General features: G+C 69.9%; 20 protein-coding genes. 5 read left to right on the top strand and 15 right to left on the bottom strand.

What is annotated here, in order from left to right; translation table 11 throughout:
• The first annotated feature begins 9 nt into the window (after positions 1 to 9).
• Entirely contained in the window at positions 10 to 921 is a 912-nt protein-coding gene (ppk2, locus tag AB0M51_RS22900) for a polyphosphate kinase 2 (RefSeq protein WP_363750279.1), read from the top strand.
• On the opposite strand, the gene AB0M51_RS22905 is transcribed toward ppk2, so the two are convergent.
• The 4 genes from AB0M51_RS22905 to AB0M51_RS22920 form a co-directional block, all read right to left on the bottom strand.
• On the bottom strand, positions 889 to 2,403 hold the full coding sequence (locus AB0M51_RS22905) for a HAMP domain-containing sensor histidine kinase (protein WP_363750281.1): 1,515 nt from the start codon (positions 2,401 to 2,403) through the stop codon (positions 889 to 891). The two genes, ppk2 and AB0M51_RS22905, sit on opposite strands and share 33 nt — an antisense overlap.
• Positions 2,403 to 3,104 (bottom strand): response regulator transcription factor, encoded by a 702-nt coding sequence (locus AB0M51_RS22910; RefSeq protein ID WP_344195643.1) that lies wholly within the window; start codon positions 3,102 to 3,104, stop codon positions 2,403 to 2,405. Before AB0M51_RS22910 ends, AB0M51_RS22905 begins: the two co-directional genes overlap by 1 nt.
• 100 nt (positions 3,105 to 3,204) lie before the next feature.
• Positions 3,205 to 3,741 carry a hypothetical protein gene (locus AB0M51_RS22915; protein WP_363750283.1) on the bottom strand — a complete coding sequence of 179 codons (537 nt, stop codon included), beginning with the start codon at positions 3,739 to 3,741 and terminating at the stop codon, positions 3,205 to 3,207.
• A gap of 86 nt (positions 3,742 to 3,827) precedes the next feature.
• Positions 3,828 to 4,313 (bottom strand): DUF456 domain-containing protein, encoded by a 486-nt coding sequence (locus AB0M51_RS22920; RefSeq protein ID WP_344195639.1) that lies wholly within the window; start codon positions 4,311 to 4,313, stop codon positions 3,828 to 3,830.
• 41 nt (positions 4,314 to 4,354) lie between these two features.
• Between AB0M51_RS22920 and AB0M51_RS22925 the strand changes: the two genes are divergently transcribed.
• Positions 4,355 to 6,328 (top strand): glycogen debranching N-terminal domain-containing protein, encoded by a 1,974-nt coding sequence (locus tag AB0M51_RS22925; RefSeq protein ID WP_363750285.1) that lies wholly within the window; start codon positions 4,355 to 4,357, stop codon positions 6,326 to 6,328.
• On the opposite strand, the gene AB0M51_RS22930 is transcribed toward AB0M51_RS22925, so the two are convergent.
• Complete coding sequence (locus AB0M51_RS22930) at positions 6,325 to 6,948, bottom strand: LysE family translocator (protein WP_363750287.1); 624 nt, start codon at positions 6,946 to 6,948, stop codon at positions 6,325 to 6,327. The genes AB0M51_RS22925 and AB0M51_RS22930 overlap by 4 nt on opposite strands.
• A 78-nt stretch (positions 6,949 to 7,026) precedes the next feature.
• Here AB0M51_RS22930 and AB0M51_RS22935 point away from each other — a divergent pair, with 78 nt between their 5' ends.
• The gene (locus AB0M51_RS22935) at positions 7,027 to 8,502 is read left to right on the top strand and encodes a PLP-dependent aminotransferase family protein (protein ID WP_363750289.1); all 1,476 of its coding nucleotides are present in this window, start codon (positions 7,027 to 7,029) and stop codon (positions 8,500 to 8,502) included.
• A gap of 94 nt (positions 8,503 to 8,596) precedes the next feature.
• On the opposite strand, the gene AB0M51_RS22940 is transcribed toward AB0M51_RS22935, so the two are convergent.
• On the bottom strand, positions 8,597 to 8,827 hold the full coding sequence (locus tag AB0M51_RS22940) for a hypothetical protein (RefSeq protein ID WP_344195631.1): 231 nt from the start codon (positions 8,825 to 8,827) through the stop codon (positions 8,597 to 8,599).
• Positions 8,828 to 9,220: 393 nt separating this feature from the next.
• Here AB0M51_RS22940 and AB0M51_RS22945 point away from each other — a divergent pair, with 393 nt between their 5' ends.
• Positions 9,221 to 11,305 (top strand): DNA topoisomerase IV subunit B, encoded by a 2,085-nt coding sequence (locus tag AB0M51_RS22945; protein WP_344195629.1) that lies wholly within the window; start codon positions 9,221 to 9,223, stop codon positions 11,303 to 11,305.
• Position 11,306: 1 nt separating this feature from the next.
• Entirely contained in the window at positions 11,307 to 11,981 is a 675-nt protein-coding gene (locus tag AB0M51_RS22950) for an HAD family hydrolase (protein WP_363750292.1), read from the top strand.
• Positions 11,982 to 12,095: 114 nt separating this feature from the next.
• Here AB0M51_RS22950 and AB0M51_RS22955 read toward each other — a convergent pair whose 3' ends face one another.
• The 9 genes from AB0M51_RS22955 to AB0M51_RS22995 all read right to left on the bottom strand — a co-directional run bounded on the left by AB0M51_RS22955 (position 12,096) and on the right by AB0M51_RS22995 (position 23,285).
• Positions 12,096 to 13,241: a hypothetical protein gene (locus AB0M51_RS22955; RefSeq protein ID WP_363750294.1), complete on the bottom strand. Its 1,146-nt coding sequence runs from the start codon at positions 13,239 to 13,241 to the stop codon at positions 12,096 to 12,098.
• Between the two features lie 190 nt (positions 13,242 to 13,431).
• Positions 13,432 to 14,016 (bottom strand): hypothetical protein, encoded by a 585-nt coding sequence (locus AB0M51_RS22960; protein ID WP_363750296.1) that lies wholly within the window; start codon positions 14,014 to 14,016, stop codon positions 13,432 to 13,434.
• An 88-nt stretch (positions 14,017 to 14,104) separates the two neighbouring features.
• Positions 14,105 to 14,602 carry a carbonic anhydrase gene (locus AB0M51_RS22965; RefSeq protein WP_344195621.1) on the bottom strand — a complete coding sequence of 166 codons (498 nt, stop codon included), beginning with the start codon at positions 14,600 to 14,602 and terminating at the stop codon, positions 14,105 to 14,107.
• Positions 14,599 to 15,528, bottom strand: coding sequence for a sucrase ferredoxin (locus tag AB0M51_RS22970; protein WP_363750298.1), 930 nt, complete (start codon positions 15,526 to 15,528; stop codon positions 14,599 to 14,601). Before AB0M51_RS22970 ends, AB0M51_RS22965 begins: the two co-directional genes overlap by 4 nt.
• Positions 15,529 to 15,587: 59 nt before the next feature.
• Positions 15,588 to 17,249, bottom strand: a complete 1,662-nt coding sequence (locus AB0M51_RS22975; protein ID WP_344195617.1) for an MFS transporter — start codon at positions 17,247 to 17,249, stop codon at positions 15,588 to 15,590.
• A gap of 17 nt (positions 17,250 to 17,266) precedes the next feature.
• Positions 17,267 to 17,974: an LppX_LprAFG lipoprotein gene (locus tag AB0M51_RS22980; RefSeq protein ID WP_344195615.1), complete on the bottom strand. Its 708-nt coding sequence runs from the start codon at positions 17,972 to 17,974 to the stop codon at positions 17,267 to 17,269.
• 5 nt (positions 17,975 to 17,979) lie between these two features.
• Positions 17,980 to 20,427, bottom strand: a complete 2,448-nt coding sequence (locus tag AB0M51_RS22985; RefSeq protein ID WP_344195613.1) for a DNA topoisomerase IV subunit A — start codon at positions 20,425 to 20,427, stop codon at positions 17,980 to 17,982.
• Positions 20,428 to 20,559: 132 nt separating this feature from the next.
• Positions 20,560 to 22,518, bottom strand: a complete 1,959-nt coding sequence (locus AB0M51_RS22990; protein WP_344195611.1) for an FtsX-like permease family protein — start codon at positions 22,516 to 22,518, stop codon at positions 20,560 to 20,562.
• Positions 22,518 to 23,285, bottom strand: coding sequence for an ABC transporter ATP-binding protein (locus tag AB0M51_RS22995; protein WP_344195609.1), 768 nt, complete (start codon positions 23,283 to 23,285; stop codon positions 22,518 to 22,520). The genes AB0M51_RS22990 and AB0M51_RS22995 overlap by 1 nt, the downstream gene beginning before the upstream one ends.
• Positions 23,286 to 23,339 lie beyond the last annotated feature (54 nt).

Below are 23,339 nucleotides of genomic sequence, written 5' to 3' on the forward strand. Positions count from 1 at the left end.
GGTGGGGTCATGACCACGCCTGATCTGGTGCAAGAGCTCGGCTTCCGCGTGCTGGACGAGGAGGACGACGACCCGGTTCTGCTGCGCGCCGACGGTACGCCGGTGGACACGTGGCGGGAGGGATACCCGTACGGCGAGCGGCTGCCGCGGGCGATCTACGACCGGGACAAACGACTGCTGCAGATCGAGCTGCTCAAGCTGCAGTACTGGGTGAAGCGGTCGAAGCAGCGGCTGGTGATCGTGTTCGAAGGGCGGGACGCGGCCGGCAAGGGCGGCACGATCAAGCGGTTCATGGAGCACCTGAACCCGCGCGGGGCGCGCATCGTCGCGTTGGAGAAGCCGACCGAGCGCGAGCAGACGCAGTGGTACTTCCAGCGGTACGCCGCCCACCTGCCGGCCGCGGGGGAGATGACGCTGTTCGACCGCTCCTGGTACAACCGCGCGTGCGTGGAGCACGTGATGGGGTACTGCGACCAGGAGCAGTACGAGGAGTTCATGCGGCAGGCGCCGGAGTTCGAGCGGATGCTCGTACGGTCCGGGATCAAGCTGGTCAAGCTGTGGTTCTCGGTGTCGCAGGCGGAGCAGCAGACCCGCTTCACGATCCGCCAGATCGACCCCGTGCGGCAGTGGAAGCTGTCGCCGACGGACCTCGCGTCGCTGGACAAGTGGCAGGCGTACACGGAGGCGAAGGAGGCGATGTTCCACTACACCGACACCGAGCACGCCCCGTGGACGGTGGTGAAGAGCAACGACAAGAAGCGCGCCCGCCTGGAGGCAATGCGCCACGTCCTCTCCCTGTACGACTACACCGACAAGGACGAGGACCTGGTAGGCCGCCCCGACCCGAAGATCCTGGGGCCGGCCGCACAGGTGCTGGAACACGGCGAATCAGCCACGCGTACTTTCCCTCAGCTGACCTAGGGGGAGGTGGACCGTGAAGGTCGCGCCATGGGGAGTGGTGTCGGTAGTGGTCACCCGGCCGTTGTGGGCGGCGACCAGGGCGGCGACGATCGAGAGGCCGAGGCCGGAGCCGCCGGTGGTGCGGGTGCGGGCGGTGTCGGCTCGGTAGAAGCGTTCGAAGACCCGGGCCTTCTGCTCGTCGGAGAGACCGGGGCCGGTGTCGCTGACTTCGAGAATGGCTTCGGAGCCGCGCGTGCCGACCGACACCGTGATCGGAGCGTCGACCGGGGTGTAGTTGAGGGCGTTGCTCACCAGGTTGCCGAGGACCTGCCGGAGACGGGTCTCGTCGCCTTCGACCACGGGCGCCTCGGAGTCCGGGAGGATGGTCAGCGACAACGGCCGGTCCGGCTGGATCGCCTGGGCGTTGTGGAGTGCGTCGGCGGCGATCGGCAGCAGATCGACCGACTCCATCCGCAACGGACGCTGCTGATCCAGCCGCGCCAGCAGCAACAGGTCGTCGACCAGCAGCCCCATCCGCTTGGCCTCGTCCTCGATCCGCCGCATGGTGTCCGAGTCGGTCGTGTCGCCCCGCTGCCGCGAAAGTTCCGCGAACCCGCGGATCGACGTCAACGGCGTACGCAGCTCGTGCGACGCGTCCGCCACGAACCGCCGCATCCGGCCCTCGGACTGCCGCGCCGCCTCCTCCGACCGGCGCGCCACGTCCTCGGAACGCCGTGCCGCCGCCTCCGACGCGGTACGTTGCGCGAAGGCGGTCTCGATCTGCCCGAGCATCTGGTTCAGCGCCAGCGACAGCCGTCCCACCTCGGTCCGCGGATCCCGCTGCGGGACGCGCCGGCCCAGGTCCCCGCCCGCGATCGCCACCGCGGTGTTCTCCACGTCCTCCAGTCCGCGCAGACTGCGCCGTACGACGAACGTCCCGACCCCGGCGAGCAGGATCAGCACGATCAGACCGGCGGCCAACTGGACCCCGACGAGCCGGTTGATCGTGTGGTCCATGTCCCGCAGGCTCTGCGCCACCATCACCGATCCGGTCCCGTCGTCGAGCGGTACGGCGAGGACGCGCCAGGTCGCACCGCCGGAAACGGCCTTCACGTCGAAAGGCTTTCCGTTGAGGTCGCGCACCTGGTTGAGATTCAGGACGGGAAGCGTCGGCAGCGGCTCCGACTCGGTGAGCCGGGTCCCGATCGGCCCGTTGTCGCTGTGTCCCTCCGAGTCGCTGTACTGCACGACGACCGGGTTGGGGATCTGCCGCGGACGGTTGGGCCCCGGCGGCAGCGGCCGGTTGTCCGGACGGAACCGGATCAACGGCATCGAGGTCTGCTGCAACTGCTCGTCGACGCGGTCGATCAGGTAGCCGCGCATGATGGTCGTCGACAGTACGCCGGACGCGGCCAGCGCGAGCACCACCAGCGCGAGCAGGACGACGACGATGGTGACGCGCAGCGGGTACCGGTCGGTGAACCGCCGGTGACTCAGTTGCATCAGTTGGGGCCTCGCGGGGTGCGCAGTACGTAGCCGACCCCGCGGACGGTGTGGAGCAGCTTCTGGTCGCCGGTGTCGACCTTGCGGCGCAGGTACGACATGTACGACTCGACCACGCCCGCGTCACCGGCGAAGTCATAGTTCCACACCGCGGACAGGATCTGCCCCTTCGACATCACCCGTTCAGCGTTCTCCAGCAGGCAGCGCAACAGCTTGAACTCGGTCAGCGACAGCTGCACGGCCTTGCCGGCCTTGAACACCTCGTAGCTGTCCTCGTTCAGCTCGAGGTCGGCGTACCGCAGGACGGCGGCCTCGGTCGTGGTCTCCTCGCGGTGACCGGAGCGCCGGAGCAGCGCCCGCACCCGCGCGACCAGCTCGTCGAGGCTGAACGGCTTGGTGACGTAGTCGTCGCCGCCGGTCTGCAGCCCGAGCACCTTGTCCTCGACCGCGTCCCGGGCGGTGAGGAACAGCACCGGTACGTGCCGGTCCTCGCCGCGCAGGCGGCGTACCACCTCGAAGCCGTCCAGCCCGGGCATCATCACGTCGAGGACGACGAGGTCGGGCTCCACGTCCCGGGCCTTGCGCAGCGCCTCCGCGCCGTGGGTCGCCGTGGTCACGTCGTACCCGGCGAAACGCAGACTCGCGGACAGCAGCTCGACGATGTTCGGCTCGTCGTCGACAACCAGCAGATGCGGACTCATAGTGACAGTGTGCCGCCGGCGACCGTGCGAACCCTGGAGGTTTCCTGGCAATCGCCTGTGAGTCGCCGGGACGCCGCCTGTACGCCCGATCGGCCCCCCGTCAGCGCGGCTTGTGCTTGAAGCCCCAGCTCTGCCCGGCGGCCTGACGGACCGTCCCGTCGTTGACCCGGACCGCGGTCGCGTTACCGTTCGTGACGACGGCCTGCACGTTCACGGTGTTGCCGGTCTTCACGTCGCCGATGCCGTTGCGGGCCGCGTTCACCATCGTGTTCGACGTGAGCGTGTACGTCCGGCTGTACCCGTCGGCGCTCTTCACCGTGAGCGAGTCGTTGCTGACGGCCGTCACCTGACCGCGCTGGACCGCGACGGTCTCGTAGCCCCCGCCGTCCTTCTGTACGACGAACTCACCGTGCAACGCCCCGCCGAGCCCGAACTCACCGCGGAACCCGCCACGCCCCGGACCGCCGCCGGGCTTCTGGTTCGGGTTCTGGTTCGGCTGCGAGGGAGAGGCGGACGGTGAGGCGGACGGAGTCGGGTCCGCGTTGGTGGCCGCCCAGGCGACCCCGCCGGCGGCGGTGGTCACCACGACCGCGGCGGCCGTACCGATCAGGCGCCACCGCTTCTGTGAGAGCTTCATCGTCCCAGCATCGCGCGGACAGCTAAGAACCAGCTGGCAATCGGCTAAGAACAGGTCTGCGGGGACCGGGCCGAGCTGGTGCGGGGTCAGACCAGGAAGAGCACCGCGACCAGCCAGACCGCTGCCGCGAGGGACGTGCCGAGCAGTTCGATGAGGATCGACACGCCGGTCTCGCGGAGTGCGTGCTTGGTCGAGGTCCAGGCGGCGCCGTGGGTGCGGAGCCGCTGCGCCTCGGACAGGTACACGCCGAGCGGGAAGCCGACGAACATCCCGACCAGCGGGATCACGAAGAACCCGACGATGCCGAGCAGTACGCCGAAGATCATCGACCGCCGCGGTACCCCGGCCTCCCGGAGCCGGCGCTCGGGTACGACGTACTTCACCACCTGACTGGCACCGATCAGCACCACACAGATCGCGAACACCACCCAGCCGGTGAGGCTCCGCTCGACGATCGCCCAGACCAGGACGGCGGCCAGGCTGAGGAGGGCGCCGGGGAGGATCGGCAGCACGATGCCCGCGATCCCGACGAAGATCGCGATCCCGGCGAGGACCGTCACGGCTGTCTGCATACCCCAACTCTCTCGCACCACGGGACCTTTAGGGTGGAGCCATGGCCTCCCAGCTGCACGAACTCGTCACCGCCCTGGCCGCCCCGTGGGTGGTGCTGTCGCCGCGATCAGGTCAGCTCACCGGCTCCGGCGCGGAGGGTGTGTACGCCCGGGACCGGCGGATCCTGTCCCGGTTGAGCGTCACCGTCGACGGCCGGGAGCCGGTCCCGGTGCACGTCGACGAGCAGGACGCCGCGACGCACCAGTACGTCGCGATGGTCGAAGGAGCCGGCGACACCCGGCACGACCCCACCGTGATGCTCTACCGGACCCGCACGGTCGAATCCGCCGGCCTGACCGAGCGGATCACGCTGGTGAATCGTTCCCGGACGCCGGTCGACTGCCGCCTGGATGTTGCCCTCGGCACCGACCTGGCCGGTACGGCGGCGGTCCGCAGCGGCGCGGCAGCGCGCCTGCCGGAGCTGGCGCCGCTCCCGGACGGCCCCGGCCGGATCCGCTGGGAGAGCGACGACACGCTGGTCGTGGTGACCGCGGACCCGGGCATGTCGGCCACGCCGCGTGTCGGGCCGGGGGAGGAGTTCACGCTGACCCTGCACGTCGCCGCGGAGTTCCCGAAGTCGACGACAGGCTTCGCGATCGAGCCGCCGGCCGGGCGTACGCCGTACGACGTCACGCTGGAGTGCGACGACCAGCGGGTCGTGCGCTGGCTGGACCGCTCGCTCGAGGACGTGACCGCGCTGCAGCTCGCCGACGGCGACGACCGCTACCTCGGCGCCGGCCCGCCGTGGTACCTGACGCTCTTCGGTCGTGATTCGCTGATCTCGTCGGGCATGCTGATCCCCGTCGACCCGACGCTCGCGGCCGGGACCTTGCGCGCGCTGGCCGCTCGGCAAGGCACGAAGGTCGACCGCGACACCGCCGAGCAGCCGGGCAAGATCCCGCACGAGCTGCGCGCCGAGGTGGCCGACCACGGCGGCGGCCTGGTCCTTCCGCCGGTGTATTACGGGACGCACGACGCGACCCAGCTGTGGATCAGCACCCTGCACAAGGCCTGGCGCTGGGGCATGCCGGGCGACGAGGTCCGCGACCTGCTGCCGAACCTGCGGCGCGCGCTGACCTGGATGAAGGAGTACGCCGACCCCGACGGCGACGGCTTCCTCGAGTACGTCGACGAGTCGGGCCACGGCCTCGCGAACCAGGGCTGGAAGGACTCCGCCGACGCCGTGCAGTGGCCGGACGGCACGCTCGCGACCGCACCGATCGCCTTGTGCGAGGTGCAGGGCTACGCCTACGCCGCGGCGGTCCACGGCGCGGAGTTGCTCGAGGCGTTCGGCGAGTCCGGCGACGAGTGGCGCACCTGGGCCGCGGCGTTGCAGGAGCGGTTCCGGGCCGCGTTCTGGGTCGACGGTTACCCGGCGATCGCGCTCGACGGAGCGAAGAACCCGGTCGCCGGCCGCGCCTCGAACATGGGCCACCTGCTCGGCACCGGCCTGCTCGACGCGGACGAGGAGCAGATCGTCGCCGACGTACTCGCGGGTGCCGACCTGAACAGCGGCTTCGGGCTCCGAACGTTGTCAACGGCAATGACCCGCTTCAACCCGCTCGGCTACCACACCGGCAGCGTCTGGCCGCACGACACCGCGATGACGATCCAGGGCCTGTTCGCGGCCGGCTTCCCCGAGGTCGCGTCGTCGTACGCCGAGGGGCTGATCCGCGCCGCGGAGGCGTTCGGCTACCGGCTGCCGGAGCTGTACGGCGGCCGCGGGGTCGACGAGGAGCGTACGCCGACGCCGTACCCGCTCTCGTGCCGCCCGCAGGCGTGGGCCGCCGCGTCGGCGGTCGCCGTCCTGGTCGCGGCGCTGGGCATCGAGCCCGACGTACCGGGTGGCACGCTGGTCGTGAACCCCGCGGCGACGGCACCGTGGAAACGCCTCGAACTGCAGGGTTTGCGCGCCGGCGACGACGTACTGACCATCCGCCTGGAAGGCGACAGCGCCGAGGTCGTCGCGGGTTAGACCGTGAGTACGGCGGCGACGGCGAGGGTTAGGTAGACGGCCGCGACGAGGCGGTTGCGCCGGCGGGTCGTCGTGCGAGCTGAGCGGAAGCGGCGGCCGATGGCGTCGGCGCCGAGGGCGTAGCAGAGGTCGAGGGTGATGCCGATCAGCAGTGTGCCGGTGCCGAGCAGGAGCATCTCGGTGCGGAGCTGATCGGGTCCGGCGCCGCGGGTGGTGAACTGCGGGAGGAAAGCGAGGAAGAACAGCGCGGCCTTCGGGTTCAGCAGGTTGACCACGACGCCGTCGCGGAAGATCCGGCCGAGCGGCGCCGCCTGGATCCCCGCGGTGTGCTCCGCGGCCGGTGCGAGCAGCAGCCGGATCCCCAGGTACGCCAGGTAGCACGCACCCGCGATCGTGATCGCGGTGAACAACCTCGGCGAGGCCTGCACCAAGGTCGCCAGGCCGAGCGCCGTCACGACGATGTAGACGAGTGTCCCGGTCTCGACGGCGAGCGCCGACACCACGCCGGCGCGCCGTCCCTGCGTGAGACTGCGCAGCGAGATGTACAGGTTGTTCGGCCCCGGCATTCCCACCAGCACCACCGTCGCTCCGGCGAACCCTGCGACCTGCCCGATCCCCACTTGACCTCCTGTTGGACTGCTTGGCTGTACTAGCCTGGCCGCCCGACAAGCAGTCCACCCGAGCCAATAAGAGGAGAAGTGGACCGTTCTGGTGACGCAGCGGCGCTGGCCGATCTGATCGGGCACCGGCTGACCGGCCGTAGCGGCGGCCTGTACCGGCGGCTGGCCGACGAGCTCGCCGCGTTGATCGGCGCCGCCGAGCTTCCGGTCGGCGCCCGGCTCCCCGCCGAACGCCGCCTCGCCGAGGCTCTCGCGGTCAGCCGCTCGACGGTCGTCGCGGCGTACGACGAGCTCCGCGCCCGCGGCCTGGTGGAGAGCCGCCGCGGCAGCGGCACGACGGTCGCGCGCGCCGCCGGCCGCGGGCGTTCACGAGCGGACAAGCGGATGCCGTCCGGGTCCGGCGAGTCGCTGTTCCACCGGATCACGGTCGGCCCGGGCGAGGTGATCTCGCTGACGTACGCCGTGGATCCCGGGCTGCCCGAGCTCTCGTCGGAGCTGGTCGAGCTGGCGTCGACGGAGCTGCCGGAGCTGCTCGGCCACGTCGGTTACCACCCGCGCGGCCTGCCGGTGCTGCGGGAGCGGATCGCCGAGCACTTCACCGGGTCCGGGCTGCCGACGTCCGCGGACGAGATCGTCGTGACGACCGGCGCGCACCAGGCGATCGCACTGGTCACGCAGATGTACTTGCGGAACGGCGCCGCGGTCGCGATCGAGCAGCCGAGCTGGCCGGGGTGCTTCGACCTGTTCGGCGCGGCCGGCGGGCGGGTGGTCGGCGTACCGCTGGACGACGCGGGCATCCGGCCGGATCTGCTCGACGCGGCGTTCGCGGAGCACCAGCCGGCGATGCTGTTCGTAATGCCGACCTTCCACAACCCGACCGGCCGGTTGATGTCGGCCGCGCGCCGGCGGCAGGTGGCGGAGCTGGCCGCACGGCACGGCGTCGTCGTGGTCGAGGACAACGCGTACTCGGCGTGGGATCCGTCCGGGCCGGAGATTCCGCCCCCGCTGGCGGCGTACGCGCCGGAGGACGCGGAGGTGCTCACGATCGGCTCGGTGTCGAAGGCGGTGTGGGGCGGGCTGCGGATCGGCTGGATCAGGGCGTCGCGCCCGTTGGCGGAACGGCTGGCGCGGCACAAGGCGCTCGCCGATCTCGGCAGCCCGGTGATCGACCAGGCGCTGACGGCGCGGCTGCTGCCGCGGCTCGGTGAGCTGACGGCCGCCCGGGCGCGGGTGGCGACGGTACGGAAGAAGCTGATGGGGGAGTTGCTGACCGAACGACTGCCGGAGTGGGAATGGTCTGTACCGGTCGGCGGATCCGCGCTGTGGATCCGGCTTCCCGGCACCGACGCGCGCGTGTTCGCCCAGGTCGCGTTGCGGCACGGTGTCGAGGTGGTGGCCGGGCAGGCGATGGATCCGACCGGCGACCACGACGACTACTTACGGGTGCCGTTCGCCTACTCGGAGCAAGTACTCGACGATGCGGTCGCCCGGCTGGCACGTGCCTGGCAGGAGCTGCGCCGGCACGGACCCGCGCCCGGCGTACCCGTGGTGTGAACAGAAAGGATGGCGGTCACCCGTCGGGATGAACCGCCATCGAAGCCTTCATGACTTTGGCGCCGTCGTTGGCGCGTTTGGAAACTGCTTGTGGTTACCGCTCGTCGTCCACCGCGATCGTCGGGGTGGCTTCGAGCCGACCGGTCTCGTCGTGGATCGTGATCGCGATGTCGCGCAGTTTCTCCGAGTGCTCCCGGCCGTGGTGGGCGCAGAAGAGCAGCTCCCCACCGCTGGTCAGGGTGACTCGGACGTAGGCCTGCGCACCGCAGCGGTCACAACGATCCGCGGCCGACAGGGCCGAACTCGGGGCGAGTGCTGTAGTCATTGAGGCCTCATCTCATCTAGTTCCGTACTCACCAGATAGCAACATCCTGACACGCGGATCGCTTCCCGGTGGGGACAACGTGTCCGTATGTGAGACGAACCACCTGTTCCCCTATGACGTTTGCTGACAAGGAATCGTTTCGTGGTACGGCGGAATTCTGGTGAGTCACGGAGGCGGGGTGCTTCTACTCTCACTGTGCGCCATGGAACCGTCACCGTCTGCTCGGATTCGGAGTGTCGTACACCACTTCGAATCGAGTCCGGATCGATACCTGCCGCGACATGTATCTCCGGTACCCGTCGGCATGTCCGCTGCGGCCCGTGCCTGCACGGTTTTGGGGGTGCGGCCGCATAAGCTGACCTGAGTAAGTGCGTGAACCAGTGAAGGAGCCCTGTGGCCGCCCCGACGCCTCGCAGTACCGAGATCGACCCGACGTACAACGCCCGCAACCTGCTCGTCCTCGAAGGACTCGAGGCGGTCCGGAAGCGGCCCGGGATGTACATCGGGTCGACTGACAGCCGCGGCCTGATGCACTGCCTGTGGGAGATCATCGACAACGCCGTCGACGAGGCCCTGGCCGGGCACGGCGAGCGGATCGACGTCGTGCTCCACAAGGACGGCTCGGTCGAGGTGAAGGACCGCGCCCGCGGCATCCCGGTCGACATCGAGCCGAAGACCAAGATGACCGGTGTCGAGGTCGTCTTCACCAAGCTGCACGCGGGCGGCAAGTTCGGCGGCGGGTCGTACAACGCCTCCGGCGGTCTGCACGGCGTCGGCGCGTCGGTGGTGAACGCGCTGTCCGCGCGGCTCGACGTCGAGGTCGACCGCGGCGGGACGGTCTGGACCACTTCGTTCCGGCGCGGTGTCGCCGGCGAGTTCGACGGCGAGGGCGCCAGTGCCGGGTTCACGCCGGCGAAGGGCCTGCGCAAGGCGGGCCGGGCGAAGCGCGGGGTGACCGGCACCCGGATCCGGTACTGGGCGGACCGGCAGATCTTCACCAAGGACGCGACCTTCAACTACGACGAGCTGGTCACCCGGGCGCGGCAGACGTCGTTCCTGGTGCCCGGGCTCGAGCTGGTGATCCGCGACGAGCGCGGCGAGGAGGTCACCGAGGAGACCTTCAAGCACGACGGCGGGATCAGCGAGTTCTGCGAGTTCCTGGCCACCGACCAGAAGGTCACCGAGGTGATCCGGCTGGCCGGGACCGGGCACTTCACCGAGACCGTGCCGATGCTGGACGAAGCCGGCCACATGACGCCGACCGATGTCGAGCGGGACCTGGACGTCGACATCGCGGTGCGCTGGGGCGACGGGTACGAGACCGAGCTGCGGTCGTTCGTGAACATCGTCGCGACGCCGAAGGGCGGCACGCATGTGGCCGGCTTCGAGCGCGCGCTGTCGAAGAGCTTCACGAACGCGCTCGACGGCACCCGGCTGCTGAAGAGCGGCGAGGAGATCATCAAGGACGACGTCCTCGAAGGTCTCACCGCGGTGGTCACGGTCCGGCTGGCCGAGCCGCAGTTCGACGGCCAGACGAAGGAGGTGCTCGGGACGCCGGCCGCGTCGCGGATCGTCGCGAAGGTCGTGCAGTCCGAGCTGGAGTCGTTCCTCACCTCGACCAAGCGCGAGTTCAAGGCGCAGGCGCGGGCCGTGCTGGAGAAGGTCGTCGCCGCGTCCCGGACCCGGGTCGCGGCCCGCCAGCACCGCGAACTGCAGCGCCGGAAGACCGCGCTGGAGTCGTCCGCACTGCCGGCGAAGCTCGCGGACTGCCGCAGCAACGACGTCGACCGGTCCGAGCTGTTCATCGTCGAGGGTGATTCGGCGCTCGGTACGGCGAAGCTCGCGCGGAGCTCGGAGTTCCAGGCGCTGCTGCCGATCCGCGGCAAGATCCTGAACGTGCAGAAGGCGTCCGTCGGCGACATGCTGAAGAACGTCGAGTGCGCGTCGATCATCCAGGTCGTCGGCGCCGGCTCCGGGCGGACCTTCGACCTCGAGCAGGCGCGGTACGGGAAGATCATCTTCATGGCCGACGCCGACTCCGACGGCGCGCACATCCGCACACTGCTGGCGACGCTGTTCTTCCGCTACATGCGCCCGATGGTGGAGGCCGGCCGGGTCTACACCGCCGTTCCGCCGCTGCACCGCTTCGAGCTGACGAACCCGAAGAAGGGGCAGGAGAAGTACCTGTACACCTACAGCGACGCGGAGTACCAGCGGAAGACCGCCGAGCTGATGAAGAAGGGCGTCCGCTGGAAGGAGCCCCCGCAGCGCTACAAGGGTCTCGGTGAGATGGACGCCGATCAGCTGGCCGAAACCACCATGGACCCGCGGCACCGTACGCTGCGCCGGATCACCGTCGACGACGTCGAGGCCGCCTCCCGGGTCTTCGACCTGCTGATGGGCAACGACGTCGCTCCCCGCAAGGAGTTCCTGGTCCAGGGCGCCTACGAGCTCGACGAGAACCGCATCGACGTCTGACGTGAGACCTCGCCTGGCCTGTTTCGATCTCGACAACACGTTGATCGACCGGAACGGGGCGTTTCTGCGATGGGCTCGTTGGTGGGTGGAGATCCACGAGCTGGACGAGAGCGCCCTCGAGTGGTTTGTTGCTCATGACAACGGTGGGTTCCGACCGCGGGAAGAGCTGTTCGGGATGGCTCGGGACGTGTTCGGGATCGCGGCATCGGTGGACGAGCTGATCGCGGCGTACAACGAGGAGCATCCGTTGTTCACGTGGGTGCGGTCGGCTGTCCTGGACGGGTTGGGTTCGCTGCGGGCGGCCGGGTGGCGGGTGGCTGTGGTGACGAACGGGGATCCGGCGCAGCAGGACCTGAAGCTGGAGTACACGCAGCTCGTCAAGGCCGTCGACTATGCGTGCGTCTCGGGCGCTGTCGGCGTACGGAAGCCTGATCCGCGGATCTTCGAGCTGACCGCCGAGCGGACCGGTGCGACGCTGGAGGGCGGCTGGATGGTCGGCGATCACCCGGCGTACGACATCGCCGGCGGGATCGCCGCCGGGTTGGGGACGATCCGCGTCGGCACGCACAACGGGACCGGCACGCCTGCCGCCGACCACCAGGTCGACTCGGTGCTCGAAGCCTTCGAGATCATCCTGGATGAACACAATACTGACCACCGCTGCACCGCACGGTGATCACTTCAGTAGTCATCCGGCCTGAGCTGAATGTCGAAGAGTCGACATTTTCGCGAGCAGCTCGGCCAGAAGCTGTGATCAGAATCCTGATCAGCTGATCAGGATTCTGGTCATTCAGAGCGCGGCTCTGAGGACCGCGTGTGCGCCCGCGACGATCGCCTCCCGGTTGGCCTCGTACGTCGGGTCCGTGATCGCGGTCTTGTTCGCCAGGTCGAAGGTCAGTACCGGGACGTGCAGGTGCCCGGCCGGCATCGACGGGTCCAGCAGGTCGCGCTGCAGAGTGTTGCGGTAGGCAACTTCATTCGACAGGTAGCCGCCACCCGTGCCCTCGGACGCGATTGATCCGGCGGTGGGGCCGTCGGACCGCCGTACCGGCGTGGTCCCGCCGGCCGGGATCTCCAGGACGGACGTGTTCACGCGGGTCCGGAACGGCCCGACGTCGGCCTGCGCCATCCGTGCCAGCGGCAGGCTGGACGTGATCCACTCCGGGCCGGGCGGCATGCTGGGGGAGACGACCGGCGCGCTGATCGTGCCGCCGCCCCAGACGTTGTTGTTGTCGCCGATCGAACTGACCGAACGCCGCCTCCCGTTGAACACCTCCAGGTCGAAGATCCCGACCCGGCCCTGGCTCGCGGTCATCACCAGGTCCGCCCGCTGCGGTCCCGGGCGGTAGTGCGGAGCCAGGGCGTTCTCGACCATGTTCTGGTCGAAGTCCAGGTAGCGCACCGGGAAGACCACGGTCTGGATCTCGTACGTCGTGCCGTCGATCTTCCAGCGCTGACCGTCGAGCGTGAGCGCGTTCGCCCCGGACGGGTTGCCGATCCGGATGTCCGCGTCCAACGTGAACGGGTCGAACCCGGTGACGAGGATCTTCTTCACGCCCGGGGCGAAGCGGCTGCTGGTGATACCTCGGGAGGCGTACTCGAAGGAGCGCATCAGCTCGGCGCGTTCCGCCGTACCGATGCCGAAGTCGGGCCGCCACTGGCGGAGTGCCAGCGCCATGGAGATCCGTGCCCAGTACAGCCCCCGGTCGTCGGTCGCCGGGAGTGCGTCGGCGTCGGTCGGCGCATGCTGCGCCCGGTACGTCGCCGCCCGCCACAGAGCCTCGCCCTGCGTACGCACCAGCACTCCGGCCGCCCGGCGATCGGGCACTCGGCACAGCAGTTGTCCGAACGCTGCCACCTGCCGGTCGAACCCCGACCGCCGCAGGATCTCCGCCGGCAGACGGCCGAGTCGCTGCTCCTCGACCGTCCCGACCACCGAGTGATCCAGACACCCGGTAACCGGCCCACCCCGGAACACGGGCGCCGCATCCGGCACCGCATGAGCGACAGGTGCACCGGACAGCACAGCCGTCAACGCCAACGCGCCGGCAACCAACGAACGATGAAATGAGCTGGGGCGGAGTCTCATAAGGGGGTGTCTATCAGATTTCGCACCCAGACGCCCGTCATCCGGGTGGGCTTTCGAACACGGGCAGCAGGTAAGTGGTCCAGATCCAGTACTGAAGCAGCAGCCCGGCGACCCAGACGGCCGCCGGAACGAGAGACCGGACGATCCACGGGACCCGGTTCACAAGCAACGCCATCACGATCATCACGACCCCGGTGAGCACACCCGGTACGACGAAGCACCACTTCTGCTGGTCGACCGGCCAGCAGTCGGGGTAGGTACAGGCATCGTCGGTGCCGGTGAAGTACGCGGCGGCGCTGAACTCCGCGACGACAAGGGTCCAGCCGGCGACGACCGCACCGCCGATGCCCTGAGCGATCGCGGCAGCCATCGAGCCGCGGCTCCACCGACCTCTGCCGGTCGGCAGCCCCGCGACCAGGACGACCGTCGCGGTCGTGGTCAGGAGCAGGACCGCCCACACCCTGTCCAGCCCCGAACCTGCCTGTGTACCCAGCCCGTGACGGCGGGGATCGACCTGCGGTAACGCGCCGTTGAACCCGAGCTCGCAGTAGCCGAACACGAGCAGGCCAACCCCGCCCGCAACCAGCAGCGCAATCTCCCCCCACCGCCGCAGCGCCCTCACCCCTTCAAGACGGCCCCCAGGCCGCGGCGCCGCCTTGTCACAGGGTCGGGTGAAGCCGCAGCCGGCCAAGGCTATCGGCTCGGGTGGGTCAGTCGATCTGGGTGAGTTTGCCGGTGTCGACGTCGTACATGAAGCCGCCGACGAGGATGTCGTCGCCGATCAGGGGGTGTTCGCGGACGGCGGCGACGTCGCGGCGGAGTGCTTCGTGCTGGTCGGGGATGACCGAGATGGGGAGGTAGCCGGCCGGTTTACCGGCGGCGAGTTCCACCTTGGCGCGGAGTGCGTCCTCGGACATCGCGGCCATCGCGCAGCGGGTGTGCGGGATGATCATGATGCGGCGGACGCCGAGGAGCTGGACGCCGAGGACCAGGCCGGTCATCGTCATCTCGGTGACGCGGCCGCCGGCGGAGCGCAGGACCTTCGCGTCGCCGGCCTTCAGGCCGAGCATCTCCAGCGGCGGGATGCGCGAGTCCATGCAGGTGACGACGCCGATGCCGGCGTGGGCGATGCCGTCGAATCCGCTGTAGTGGAAGTCGGCGGCGTACTCCGCGTTGGCCGCGAGCAGGTCGTCGAAGCCCCCGGTCATCGCGGGGCTCCGGGCACTGGGGTACCGGCTTGCAGGATCGACATGGCGAACGGTTCCTTTCCGCAGGAGTCCGGGCGAGGCGGATCTGCTGGTGCACTGGTGACCGGCACGATCCACGATCGGCCGTCGGCATGCTGGACAGTCACGGTGTCGGCAACCTCGCCGACCACCTGCAACGCATCGAGCGCGAGCTCTCCGGTGAGTTCGCGTACGGCGGCCTCGGCCGCCTGACCGCGCTTGGTCCAGGTGGACCGGCCGCGCAGCCCGGTCAGCACGGTCTGGCCGCGGTCGGCGGCGTCGAGCACCTCGACCGCCGTGTCGACGGTCAGGTGCCCGTGCATGGTCCCGGCCGGCAGGTACGTCGCGGTCGGCGCGAACCGGTGACCGCCGAGATGGTTGGCTTCCCACACGCGGCCCGGTACCCGCTCGGCAAGCCCGGACACGAGGGGCCGCCCGAGGAGGGCGCAGCACTCGTCGCGCTTGCCGTTCGTACACACGAGCACAATCGGATTGTCGACAATCGTCAGGCCGGGCAGCGACGCGGCCACCGCCGTACGGTCGCCGCGGGCCACCGCGGCGAGATCGAGCGTGTTCAGGTCGGCGGGATCCGCGACCCGGCCACCGAGCAGCCAGCTACGGCCGGGCCTGGTCGACGCGACGAACACCTGGTGCGAACGCTCGACGGCGTCAGCGTGCCGGCCGGGGGAGCGGATCAGTCCGAACCGTACGTCGACCTTCTTGCACCGGTCGTCGAACGATCCGCCGAAAGCCGGGTCGAGGTGACTCTGCGTCGGCGCCTTCGCACCCCACGGGCCAGGCTGCTCGACGACGACCCAGCCGGCCGCGACGACCGCCGTACCGGCCAACGGCTCCCGCAGCGCCCGACAGAACGTCGAGCACAGGCCGGAGGCAGGTGCGGGGCTCACAGGATCACACGGTACGCGACTCGAGACGGCTGTCCCTCATGATGATCATCATGTGTGCGTCAGGTGTGTTCAGCGCCACGTCGCCCGAGCGCCAGGACGCCGGCGATCGCCGCCAGGAACGCGCAGACCGCGGCCCCGGCGAAGATCGCGTGAACTTGTGAAACGGCCGCGTCCAGGAGTGCGTCGACGTACGGACGGCAGCGGGCGGGGGAGGACGGGCAGAGCTCGTTCGGCGATTTGATGCCGTCGGCAATCGAGTAGTACCGGCGCAGACCGATCGCGGTGAGCGCGGAGACGCCGACCAGCATCCCGACCATCCGCGCGACGACCACGAGCGCGCTCACCAGCCCGTGGCTGTCGCCCGGTGTCGCACCGAGCATCGCGGTGTTGACCGGCGACAACGCGAGCCCGAACCCGAACCCGCACACCAGCAGTACGACGGTCGCCGGCCAGTGATCGAGCGCCGTACGGCTCCAGAACGCCATCACCGTGAACATCGCCCCGGACACGCCGAGCCCGGCGCCGGTGATCAGCCCGAGTCCGCACCGCCGCGTCAGCCACCCGCCGGCGACCGCACCGACCGGCAGCGCGATCAGGAACCGCAGCAACACCAGCGCCGCCGCCAACTGACCGCCGCCCTGCGTCGCGCGCGCGAACACCGGTACGTCGACCAGCGCGGCGATCAATGCACAACCGATCAGGAAACTGACCACCAACGAACCCCACGCCGCCCGTGCACCGAGCAGACCGCGCGGCACGATCGCCGCCGACGTACGCCGCTGCCAGAACGCGAACGCCACCGCGAAGACCGCGGCCGCGACGAGCAGCCACGGCCCGGCCGGCGACATCAACTGCTTCTCGGGATCGGCTGTCGCGAAAGCAAGCACAACTCCCGCCAGCGCCAGCGCCAGCAGCAGGGCTCCGACGAGGTCGACCTTCGACAGGACGGTCAGACGAGCGCGGCGCAGCACCAGCGCCAGCCACAGCAACCCGAGGACGAGCGTGACGACACCGATCGGCGTCAACAACCGCGACGTACCCGTGAAAGGCACGAAAGGCAGCCCGAGCGTGACACCCGACGCCAGCGCCTGCGGTGCCGTCAGCGTGAGCCCGAGCGCGACGCAGGCGAGCACCCCGACAACGGCCGACGGGGGAGGCCGGCGCCATCCGCGGAGCAGCAGGGCGAGTACGACCGCGACGGCGAGATTGAGCCAGAAGATGTACCGCCAGTCGGCGACCGCGAGTACGGCGGCGCCGAGGAGCGGGCCGAGGACCGATCCCAGCTCCTGGACCGCGCCGACCACGCCCAACGGCAGCCCGCGCCGTTCGGCAGGCCACAGGTCGGCCACCAACGCCAACGTGGCCGGCACCAGCCCGCCACCACCGACCCCTTGGAGAAACCGACCGGTTACCACCAGAGGCAGGTCGTAGGCGCCGGCCGTCACCAGCGACCCGACCGCGAACAGCAGCAGCGCCCCGACGAGCACCGGCGTGCGCCCGACGACGTCCGCGATCCGGCCGATCAACGGCAGGACGGCGATGTACCCGAGCAGGAACCCCGAGATGATCGGCGCGGCCCGCTGCAGCTCGTCGGCGGACAGCCCGACCCCGGACATCATGTCCGGCAGCGCGAGCACGACGACGTAGGTGTCTGCCGCGGCGAACGCGACCGCGACGGACGCCAGCGTCAGCTGGGTGCGGGGCCGGACAGCGACAGGCATCCCTTCAGCCCCCGGCGTCACGGTGCGGTGATCTCGACCTTCTCGCCGTACTTGTCCAACGTGACGTCGTAGCTGCTGGTCGCGCCGGTGTAGAACGGCCCGGTGATGGTCGCCGAGACCAGCTGCTGCGAGGACTTGTCGATCTTGAACGTGCTCGGGAAGTCCTGGTCCGCGGGCGCCTTCGGGAAGATGCCCTGCAGCGACTTGCCCGCGACGGATCCGGTGACCTCGGTCAGCACCTTCGAGCCGTCCCGCGTCTGGCCCTTCACCTTGGGGTCCTTCAGCGTCGGCAGGACGGAAGTCAGGCCCTTCGCCGGATCGAGCAGCACGGCCGGGTCGGGTGCGCCGAGCCCGGCCAGCTGGCTCGGCGACAGCTCGATGAAGGCCGGAGCGAACGACACCTTCGCGTACACCTTGCTGCCGACCGCGACCACCTCGGCGTCGAGGTTCGAGCCGTTCGTCCGGACGGTCAGCTTGCCCTTGAACGCCGGCGCGTGCGTGGCGACCCCGTCACCGCTGACCAGCGCCTGCCCGTCGGCGGGCAGGTCTCGCCCGGCCAGCACGAGGTGCACGCTGGCCGCGTCGTCGATCTGCTTCTTCGCGCCGGTCAGCAGCGCGACCGCGTCGTCACCGCCGCCGCTGCTTCCGCTACCGGTGTCCTTCTTCCCACTGCAGCCGGTGAGCGCAAGGGCGATGACGGCGCACAGCGCGAGGACTCTCTTCACGGACGTCAGCCTGCCAGATCGGAAGCGCACGCAGCGATCGGCTGCGCCACCGGGATGCCGGAGCCGTCGCGCCGCATGTCGACGGGCGGCAGCTCGACCGGTGCGCCGCTGTTCGCGCTGGCCTTCACCGGCGCGACCCCGACGTACCCGAGCAGCAGCCCGTCCTCACCCTTGAGCAGCCGCTGGCAGCGGACACCGCCGGTCCCGCGGCCCTTGCCCGGGTACTCGCTGAACGGCGTCACCTTCACCGCGCCGACCTCGGTCCCCGGCAGCGCCGACGACGAACCCGCGATCGTGACGACCTGGGCGTCACGCGCGGTGTCCACGGCGCCGAAGAAGACCACCTTCGCCTTGGCGGCCAGCCGGACACCGGCCATACCGCCCGCGGTCCGGCCCTGCGGCCGCACGGCGGAGGCCGGGAAGTGCAACAGTTGCGCGTCGGACGTGATGAAGCACAGCTCCTCGTCGCCGGTGGCCAGCTCGACCGCGCCGATCACCTCGTCGCCGTCCTTCAGGCTGACGATCTCCCACGAGTCGCGGTTGCTCAGGTGGTCCGGCACGACGCGCTTCACCACGCCGCCCGTCGTACCGAGGGCGACACCGACCGACTCCGGGTCCATCGTGGTCAGCGCGAGCGCCTTCTCACCCGGCTCCAGCGACACGAACTCGGCGACCGGGGCGCCACCCTGCAGGTTCGGCGCGTTGGCGGTGTTCGGTACGGCGGGCAGGTCGAGCGACTCCAGCCGGATCAGCCGGCCCGCGCTCGTGATCAGCCCGTACTGCCCGCGGGCGGTGCTCTTGATCACCGACACGATCGCGTCGTGCTTGGCCCGCGACTCGGTGGGACCGAACGGCTCGACGCCGTCGATCCGCGCCAGCAGCCCGGTGGAGCTCATCAGGATCCAGCACGGGTCGTCGCTGACCTCGAGCGGTACGGCGGCCGTCTTGGTCGCGCCCGACGACTCCAGCAGCACCGTGCGGCGCGGCGTTCCGTACGTCTTCGCGACCTCGGCGAGCTCGTCGGAGACCGTCTTGCGGAGCAGCGCCGGGTCGTCGATGATCGCGGTCAGCGCCTCGATCTCGCGCTCCAGCTCGCCCTTCTCGCTCTCCAGTTCGAGCTTCGAGAACTTCGTCAGCCGGCGCAGCGGCATGTCCAGGATGTAGTTCGCCTGGACCTCGGACAGGTCGTAGATCTCGATCAGCCGGGCCCGCGCCGCGGCCGAGTCGTCGCTGCTCCGGATCACCTGGATGACCTCGTCGATGTCCAGGATCGCGATCAGCAGGCCGTCGACGATGTGCAGCCGGTCCTGTGCCTTCTTCCGGCGGAACTCGCTGCGCCGGCGGACCACGTCGTACCGGTGGTCGAGGTACACCTCGAGGAGCTGCTTCAGGCCGAGCGTCCGCGGCTGGCCCTCGACCAGGCAGACGTTGTTGACGTGGAACGCGTCCTCGAGCGGGGTGAGCTTGTAGAGCTGCTCGAGCAGCGCCTCCGGGACGAACCCGTTCTTCACCTCGATGACCAGCTGAGTGCCGTGCGTCCGGTCGGTCAGGTCTTTGACGTCCGCGATGCCCTGGAGCTTCTTGCTCTGCACCAGGGTCTTGATCTTCTCGATCACCTTCTCCGGGCCGACCGAGTACGGCAGCTCGGTCACCACGATGCCCTTGCGGCGCGGGGTGACGTTCTCGATCCGGGCGGTGGCGCGCATCTTGAAGCTGCCGCGGCCGGTCGCGTACGCGTCCTTGATGCCGTCCAGGCCGACGATCTTGCCGCCGGTCGGCAGGTCCGGGCCCGGGACGAACCGCATCAGGTCGTCGAGGTCCGCGTCGGGCTTCTTGATCAGGTGCCGCAGCGCCTGGATCACCTCGACCAGGTTGTGCGGGGCCATGTTGGTGGCCATACCGACCGCGATACCGGCGGCGCCGTTGACCAGCAGGTTCGGGAAGGCGGCCGGCAGGACCGCCGGTTCCTCCTCCTGGCCGTCGTAGTTGGCCTTGAAGTCGACGACGTTCTCGTTGAGCCCGTCGGTCATCGCCACGGCCGGCGGCGCCATCCGGCACTCGGTGTACCGCATCGCGGCCGGGCCGTCGTCGAGTGAGCCGAAGTTGCCGTGCGGATCGATCAGCGGAACGCGCATCGACCAGTGCTGCCCGGTCCGCACCAGCGCGTCGTAGATCGCGCCGTCGCCGTGCGGGTGGTACTTACCCATGACCTCACCGACGACGCGAGCGCATTTCACGTGCCCGCGGTCCGGGCGGATGTTGTTCTCCGCCATCGAGAACAGGATCCGCCGCTGGACCGGTTTCAGTCCGTCGCGGGCGTCCGGCAAGGCCCGGGAGTAGATCACCGAGTAGGCGTACTCCAGGTAGCTGGTGCGCATCTCGTCAGCGACGTCGATGTCGAGGATGTGCTCCTCGAAGTCCTCGGGTTCCGCGGTGCTGGTACGGCGTGCCATACGGGTCTACGAACTCCTCGATCAAGTAGTACGGGCGCCGCGACGGGCCGGCGCCGTACCCATTGTCCCTGGTGAACCACCATTTCCGGCCCGCGACCCGCAGAACCTGCACAGCCGGGACCAGAGCGGACCCTACCGCCCACCCCGGACAATCCCTGCCGCGTGACCGTGAGTGACGGCAACGGAGCGTAGGAGGTAGGCGGCCGGGGCGAGGGCGGAGGCCACGGCCAGTGTCAGGCAGAGGCCGCCGACGGTCAGCAGGATGCCCCACGGGATGGTCAGCGGTACGTCGGACAGCCCGGAGGTCATTGCGTGGCGGATCAGGATGCCGACCGTGAGGGTGATCGCGCCTCCCAGGCTGAGCGCGACCGCGCCGACCAGCGACGATTCCCAGAGCACCATCCGCTGCAGCTGCCGGTCGGTGGCGCCGAGGAGCCGGGCCGTGACGAACTCGTTCCGGCGTTGCAGGCTGCTCATCAGGAGGGTGTTGGCGATCGCGATCGCGCTGTAGAGGGCCGCCGGGCCGAGCAGCATGACCAGGCCGAGCTGGTTGCCTTTCCGGAGCCCCGAGGCTTGGCCGGCCTCCCAGTCCGCTGCGAGTTGGGCGTGCGGCAGCTGTTTCACCAGGTCGGCGGCCGCGACGCCGTCGGCGGGGAGGACGAAGCTGCGCTCGACCTTCGCGTCCGGCGCGTGCTCGCGGGCGAGGTCCAGCGGGATCATGAACGACGGGTTGACGCCGAACGCGTCCTTCACGATCGCCACCACCCGGAGCTTGGCCGGCGTACGGTCGACGAACACGACCGGGATCTCGTCGCCGACCCGATAGTGCTCGAGCCCCGCCGTTTCCTTGCTGACGGCAACCGTCAGGCCGGTCAGCCGGCGCAGGTCCCCGTCGAGTACGCCGAGGTCCCGGGTCTGCGAGGCGATCGCCGGGTCGATCCCCTCGACGTCCTCCAGTTGCGCGTCGTCCACCGCAATCCGCACGAACTGCGTCGGCAGCCCGGCATCCACGGCTCTCACTCCTGGGTCCGCAACAGGCGCGGCTCCGGTGACCACGATCGGTGCGCGAACGGCATCACGGATCGCCGCCGCCGAACTGTCCGCCGCGAAGCTCAGGCTGAGCACCATCGAGCCGGCGATCGCGGAGATCGCGAGCATCGGCGCGGCGAGGGATGCGCTGCGGCGCGGGGCGGCGACCACGTTGCTGCGGGCCAACCGGCCCGACACGTGGGTCCAAGCGACCAGCGGCGCCGCCCACAGCCTCCCGACCACGGGGACGACGAGCGGCGCGAGCAGCGTGAGCGCGATCACCATCACCATCGGCGTGAACATCGCCAGCGGTACGGCGCCGTCGCCGGACGACGGCCGGATCAGCGACAGCATCAGGATCGCCCCGGCGAGGAACAGCAGCCCGAACCCGATCCGGACCGGCCCGATCCGCGGCGGCTCCAGCGCGGCTTCCCGCAGCGCGTCGATCGGCGCCACCTTCCCGGCGCGGCGAGCCGCCGAGCGAGCGCCGAGCAGCGCCACCAGCATGCCCGCCCCGACCGCTATCGCGAGCGGCACCCAGGGTGACGCCGGCTCGAGTTTCACGGGTGCCAGCGACGTGTACGACGCCTTGCGCAGCAGCAGAGGCGTCGCCAGTTGTGCGCCGAGAGCCCCGGTCACCGACGCGGCGAAGGCGACCACCGACGCCTCGCCGATGATCATCCGGCGCAGCTGCCGCGGCGTCGCCCCGACCAGCCGCAGCAGGCCGAGTTCCCGGCGCCGCGCGGCCACCGCGAAGGCGAACGTGCTGGCGATCACGAAGACAGTGATGAACCCGCAGATCACCCCGACCATGCTCAGCACCGTCTGCAACCCGGACACGTCCGCATTGGCGAGCGCGACCCGCACATGACGCGGGGGCGTTGCGGGCTCACCGAGCGTCGTGACGCCGATCGTCGCCGAAGCCGGCAGGTGGTACGCGATGGTGGCCGCCGTCGTGGTCGCGGCCAGCCCGAGCATGAACACCCCGACCGCGAGTGCGACGAACGATCCGGCGTACAGCGACCGATGCCGCCCGACGGTCTGCCGGCTGAGCTGGAACATCACCGTTCCAGCTCGCTCATCGCGGCCGCGATCCGGGCCGGCGTCGCGCGATCGAGATGCCCGGCGAGGAGACCGTCGTTCAGGAACAGGACTCGCTCGGCGTAGGCCGCCGCGACCGGGTCGTGGGTGACCATCACCACGGTCTGCCCGGCGCGGTCGGTTGCCTCGCGCAACAGCCCGAGGACCTGCCGGCTCGTGCCGCTGTCCAGGGCGCCGGTCGGCTCGTCGGCGAAGAACACCGACGGCTGGGTGATGAGCGCCCGGGCGATCGCCACCCGCTGCTGCTGCCCGCCGGACAGTTCGGCCGGCCGCCGCTTGGCCTTCCCGTCCAGCCCTACCCGGTCGAGGACACGCAGTACGTCGTTGCGCGCCGGGCGGCGGCCCGTGAGACGCAGGGGAAGCGCGACGTTGTCGTACACGCTCAAGGACGGCAGCAGGTTGTACGCCTGGAACACGAACCCCATCTCCGACCGGCGCAGCTTCGTCAGCTGTACTTCGTTGAGTCCGCGCAACGGGACGCCGTTCAGCACAACGTTCCCGGTGGTCGGCTGGTCGAGGCCCGCGGCGCACTGCAGCAGTGTCGACTTGCCGGAGCCGCTCGGCCCCATCACGGCGGTGAACGAGCCGCGCGCGAAGTGGTACGTGACGCCTCGCAGCGCGTCGACGGCTCCGGCCTTGGAGCGGTACGTCTTCGTGATGCCGTCCAGCAGCAGGGCAGGCGGCGCGATCGGTGCGACGGTCGGGTACGTCGGCGCGGTAGCGGTCATGCTGCCAGCCAACCGCCGTACGACGCGCAGCGCGCTGGCCTGCGGGGGAGACCT

The organism is Kribbella sp. NPDC051137, from assembly GCF_040682535.1.
Taxonomy (GTDB): domain Bacteria; phylum Actinomycetota; class Actinomycetes; order Propionibacteriales; family Kribbellaceae; genus Kribbella; species Kribbella karoonensis.

Bases quoted from the DNA above. Each gene is read 5' to 3' on its own strand.
- AB0M51_RS22905 (WP_363750281.1), bottom strand. From the start codon at position 2,403: ATGCAACTGAGTCACCGGCGGTTCACCGACCGGTACCCGCTGCGCGTC.
- AB0M51_RS22995 (WP_344195609.1), bottom strand. From the start codon at position 23,285: ATGACCGCTACCGCGCCGACGTACCCGACCGTCGCACCGATCGCGCCG.
- AB0M51_RS22920 (WP_344195639.1), bottom strand. From the start codon at position 4,313: ATGCAGACAGCCGTGACGGTCCTCGCCGGGATCGCGATCTTCGTCGGG.
- AB0M51_RS22985 (WP_344195613.1), bottom strand. From the start codon at position 20,427: ATGGCACGCCGTACCAGCACCGCGGAACCCGAGGACTTCGAGGAGCAC.
- AB0M51_RS22915 (WP_363750283.1), bottom strand. From the start codon at position 3,741: ATGAAGCTCTCACAGAAGCGGTGGCGCCTGATCGGTACGGCCGCCGCG.
- ppk2 (WP_363750279.1), top strand. From the start codon at position 10: ATGACCACGCCTGATCTGGTGCAAGAGCTCGGCTTCCGCGTGCTGGAC.
- AB0M51_RS22965 (WP_344195621.1), bottom strand. From the start codon at position 14,602: ATGACCGGGGGCTTCGACGACCTGCTCGCGGCCAACGCGGAGTACGCC.
- AB0M51_RS22910 (WP_344195643.1), bottom strand. From the start codon at position 3,104: ATGAGTCCGCATCTGCTGGTTGTCGACGACGAGCCGAACATCGTCGAG.
- AB0M51_RS22940 (WP_344195631.1), bottom strand. From the start codon at position 8,827: ATGACTACAGCACTCGCCCCGAGTTCGGCCCTGTCGGCCGCGGATCGT.
- AB0M51_RS22990 (WP_344195611.1), bottom strand. From the start codon at position 22,518: ATGTTCCAGCTCAGCCGGCAGACCGTCGGGCGGCATCGGTCGCTGTAC.
- AB0M51_RS22925 (WP_363750285.1), top strand. From the start codon at position 4,355: ATGGCCTCCCAGCTGCACGAACTCGTCACCGCCCTGGCCGCCCCGTGG.
- AB0M51_RS22975 (WP_344195617.1), bottom strand. From the start codon at position 17,249: ATGCCTGTCGCTGTCCGGCCCCGCACCCAGCTGACGCTGGCGTCCGTC.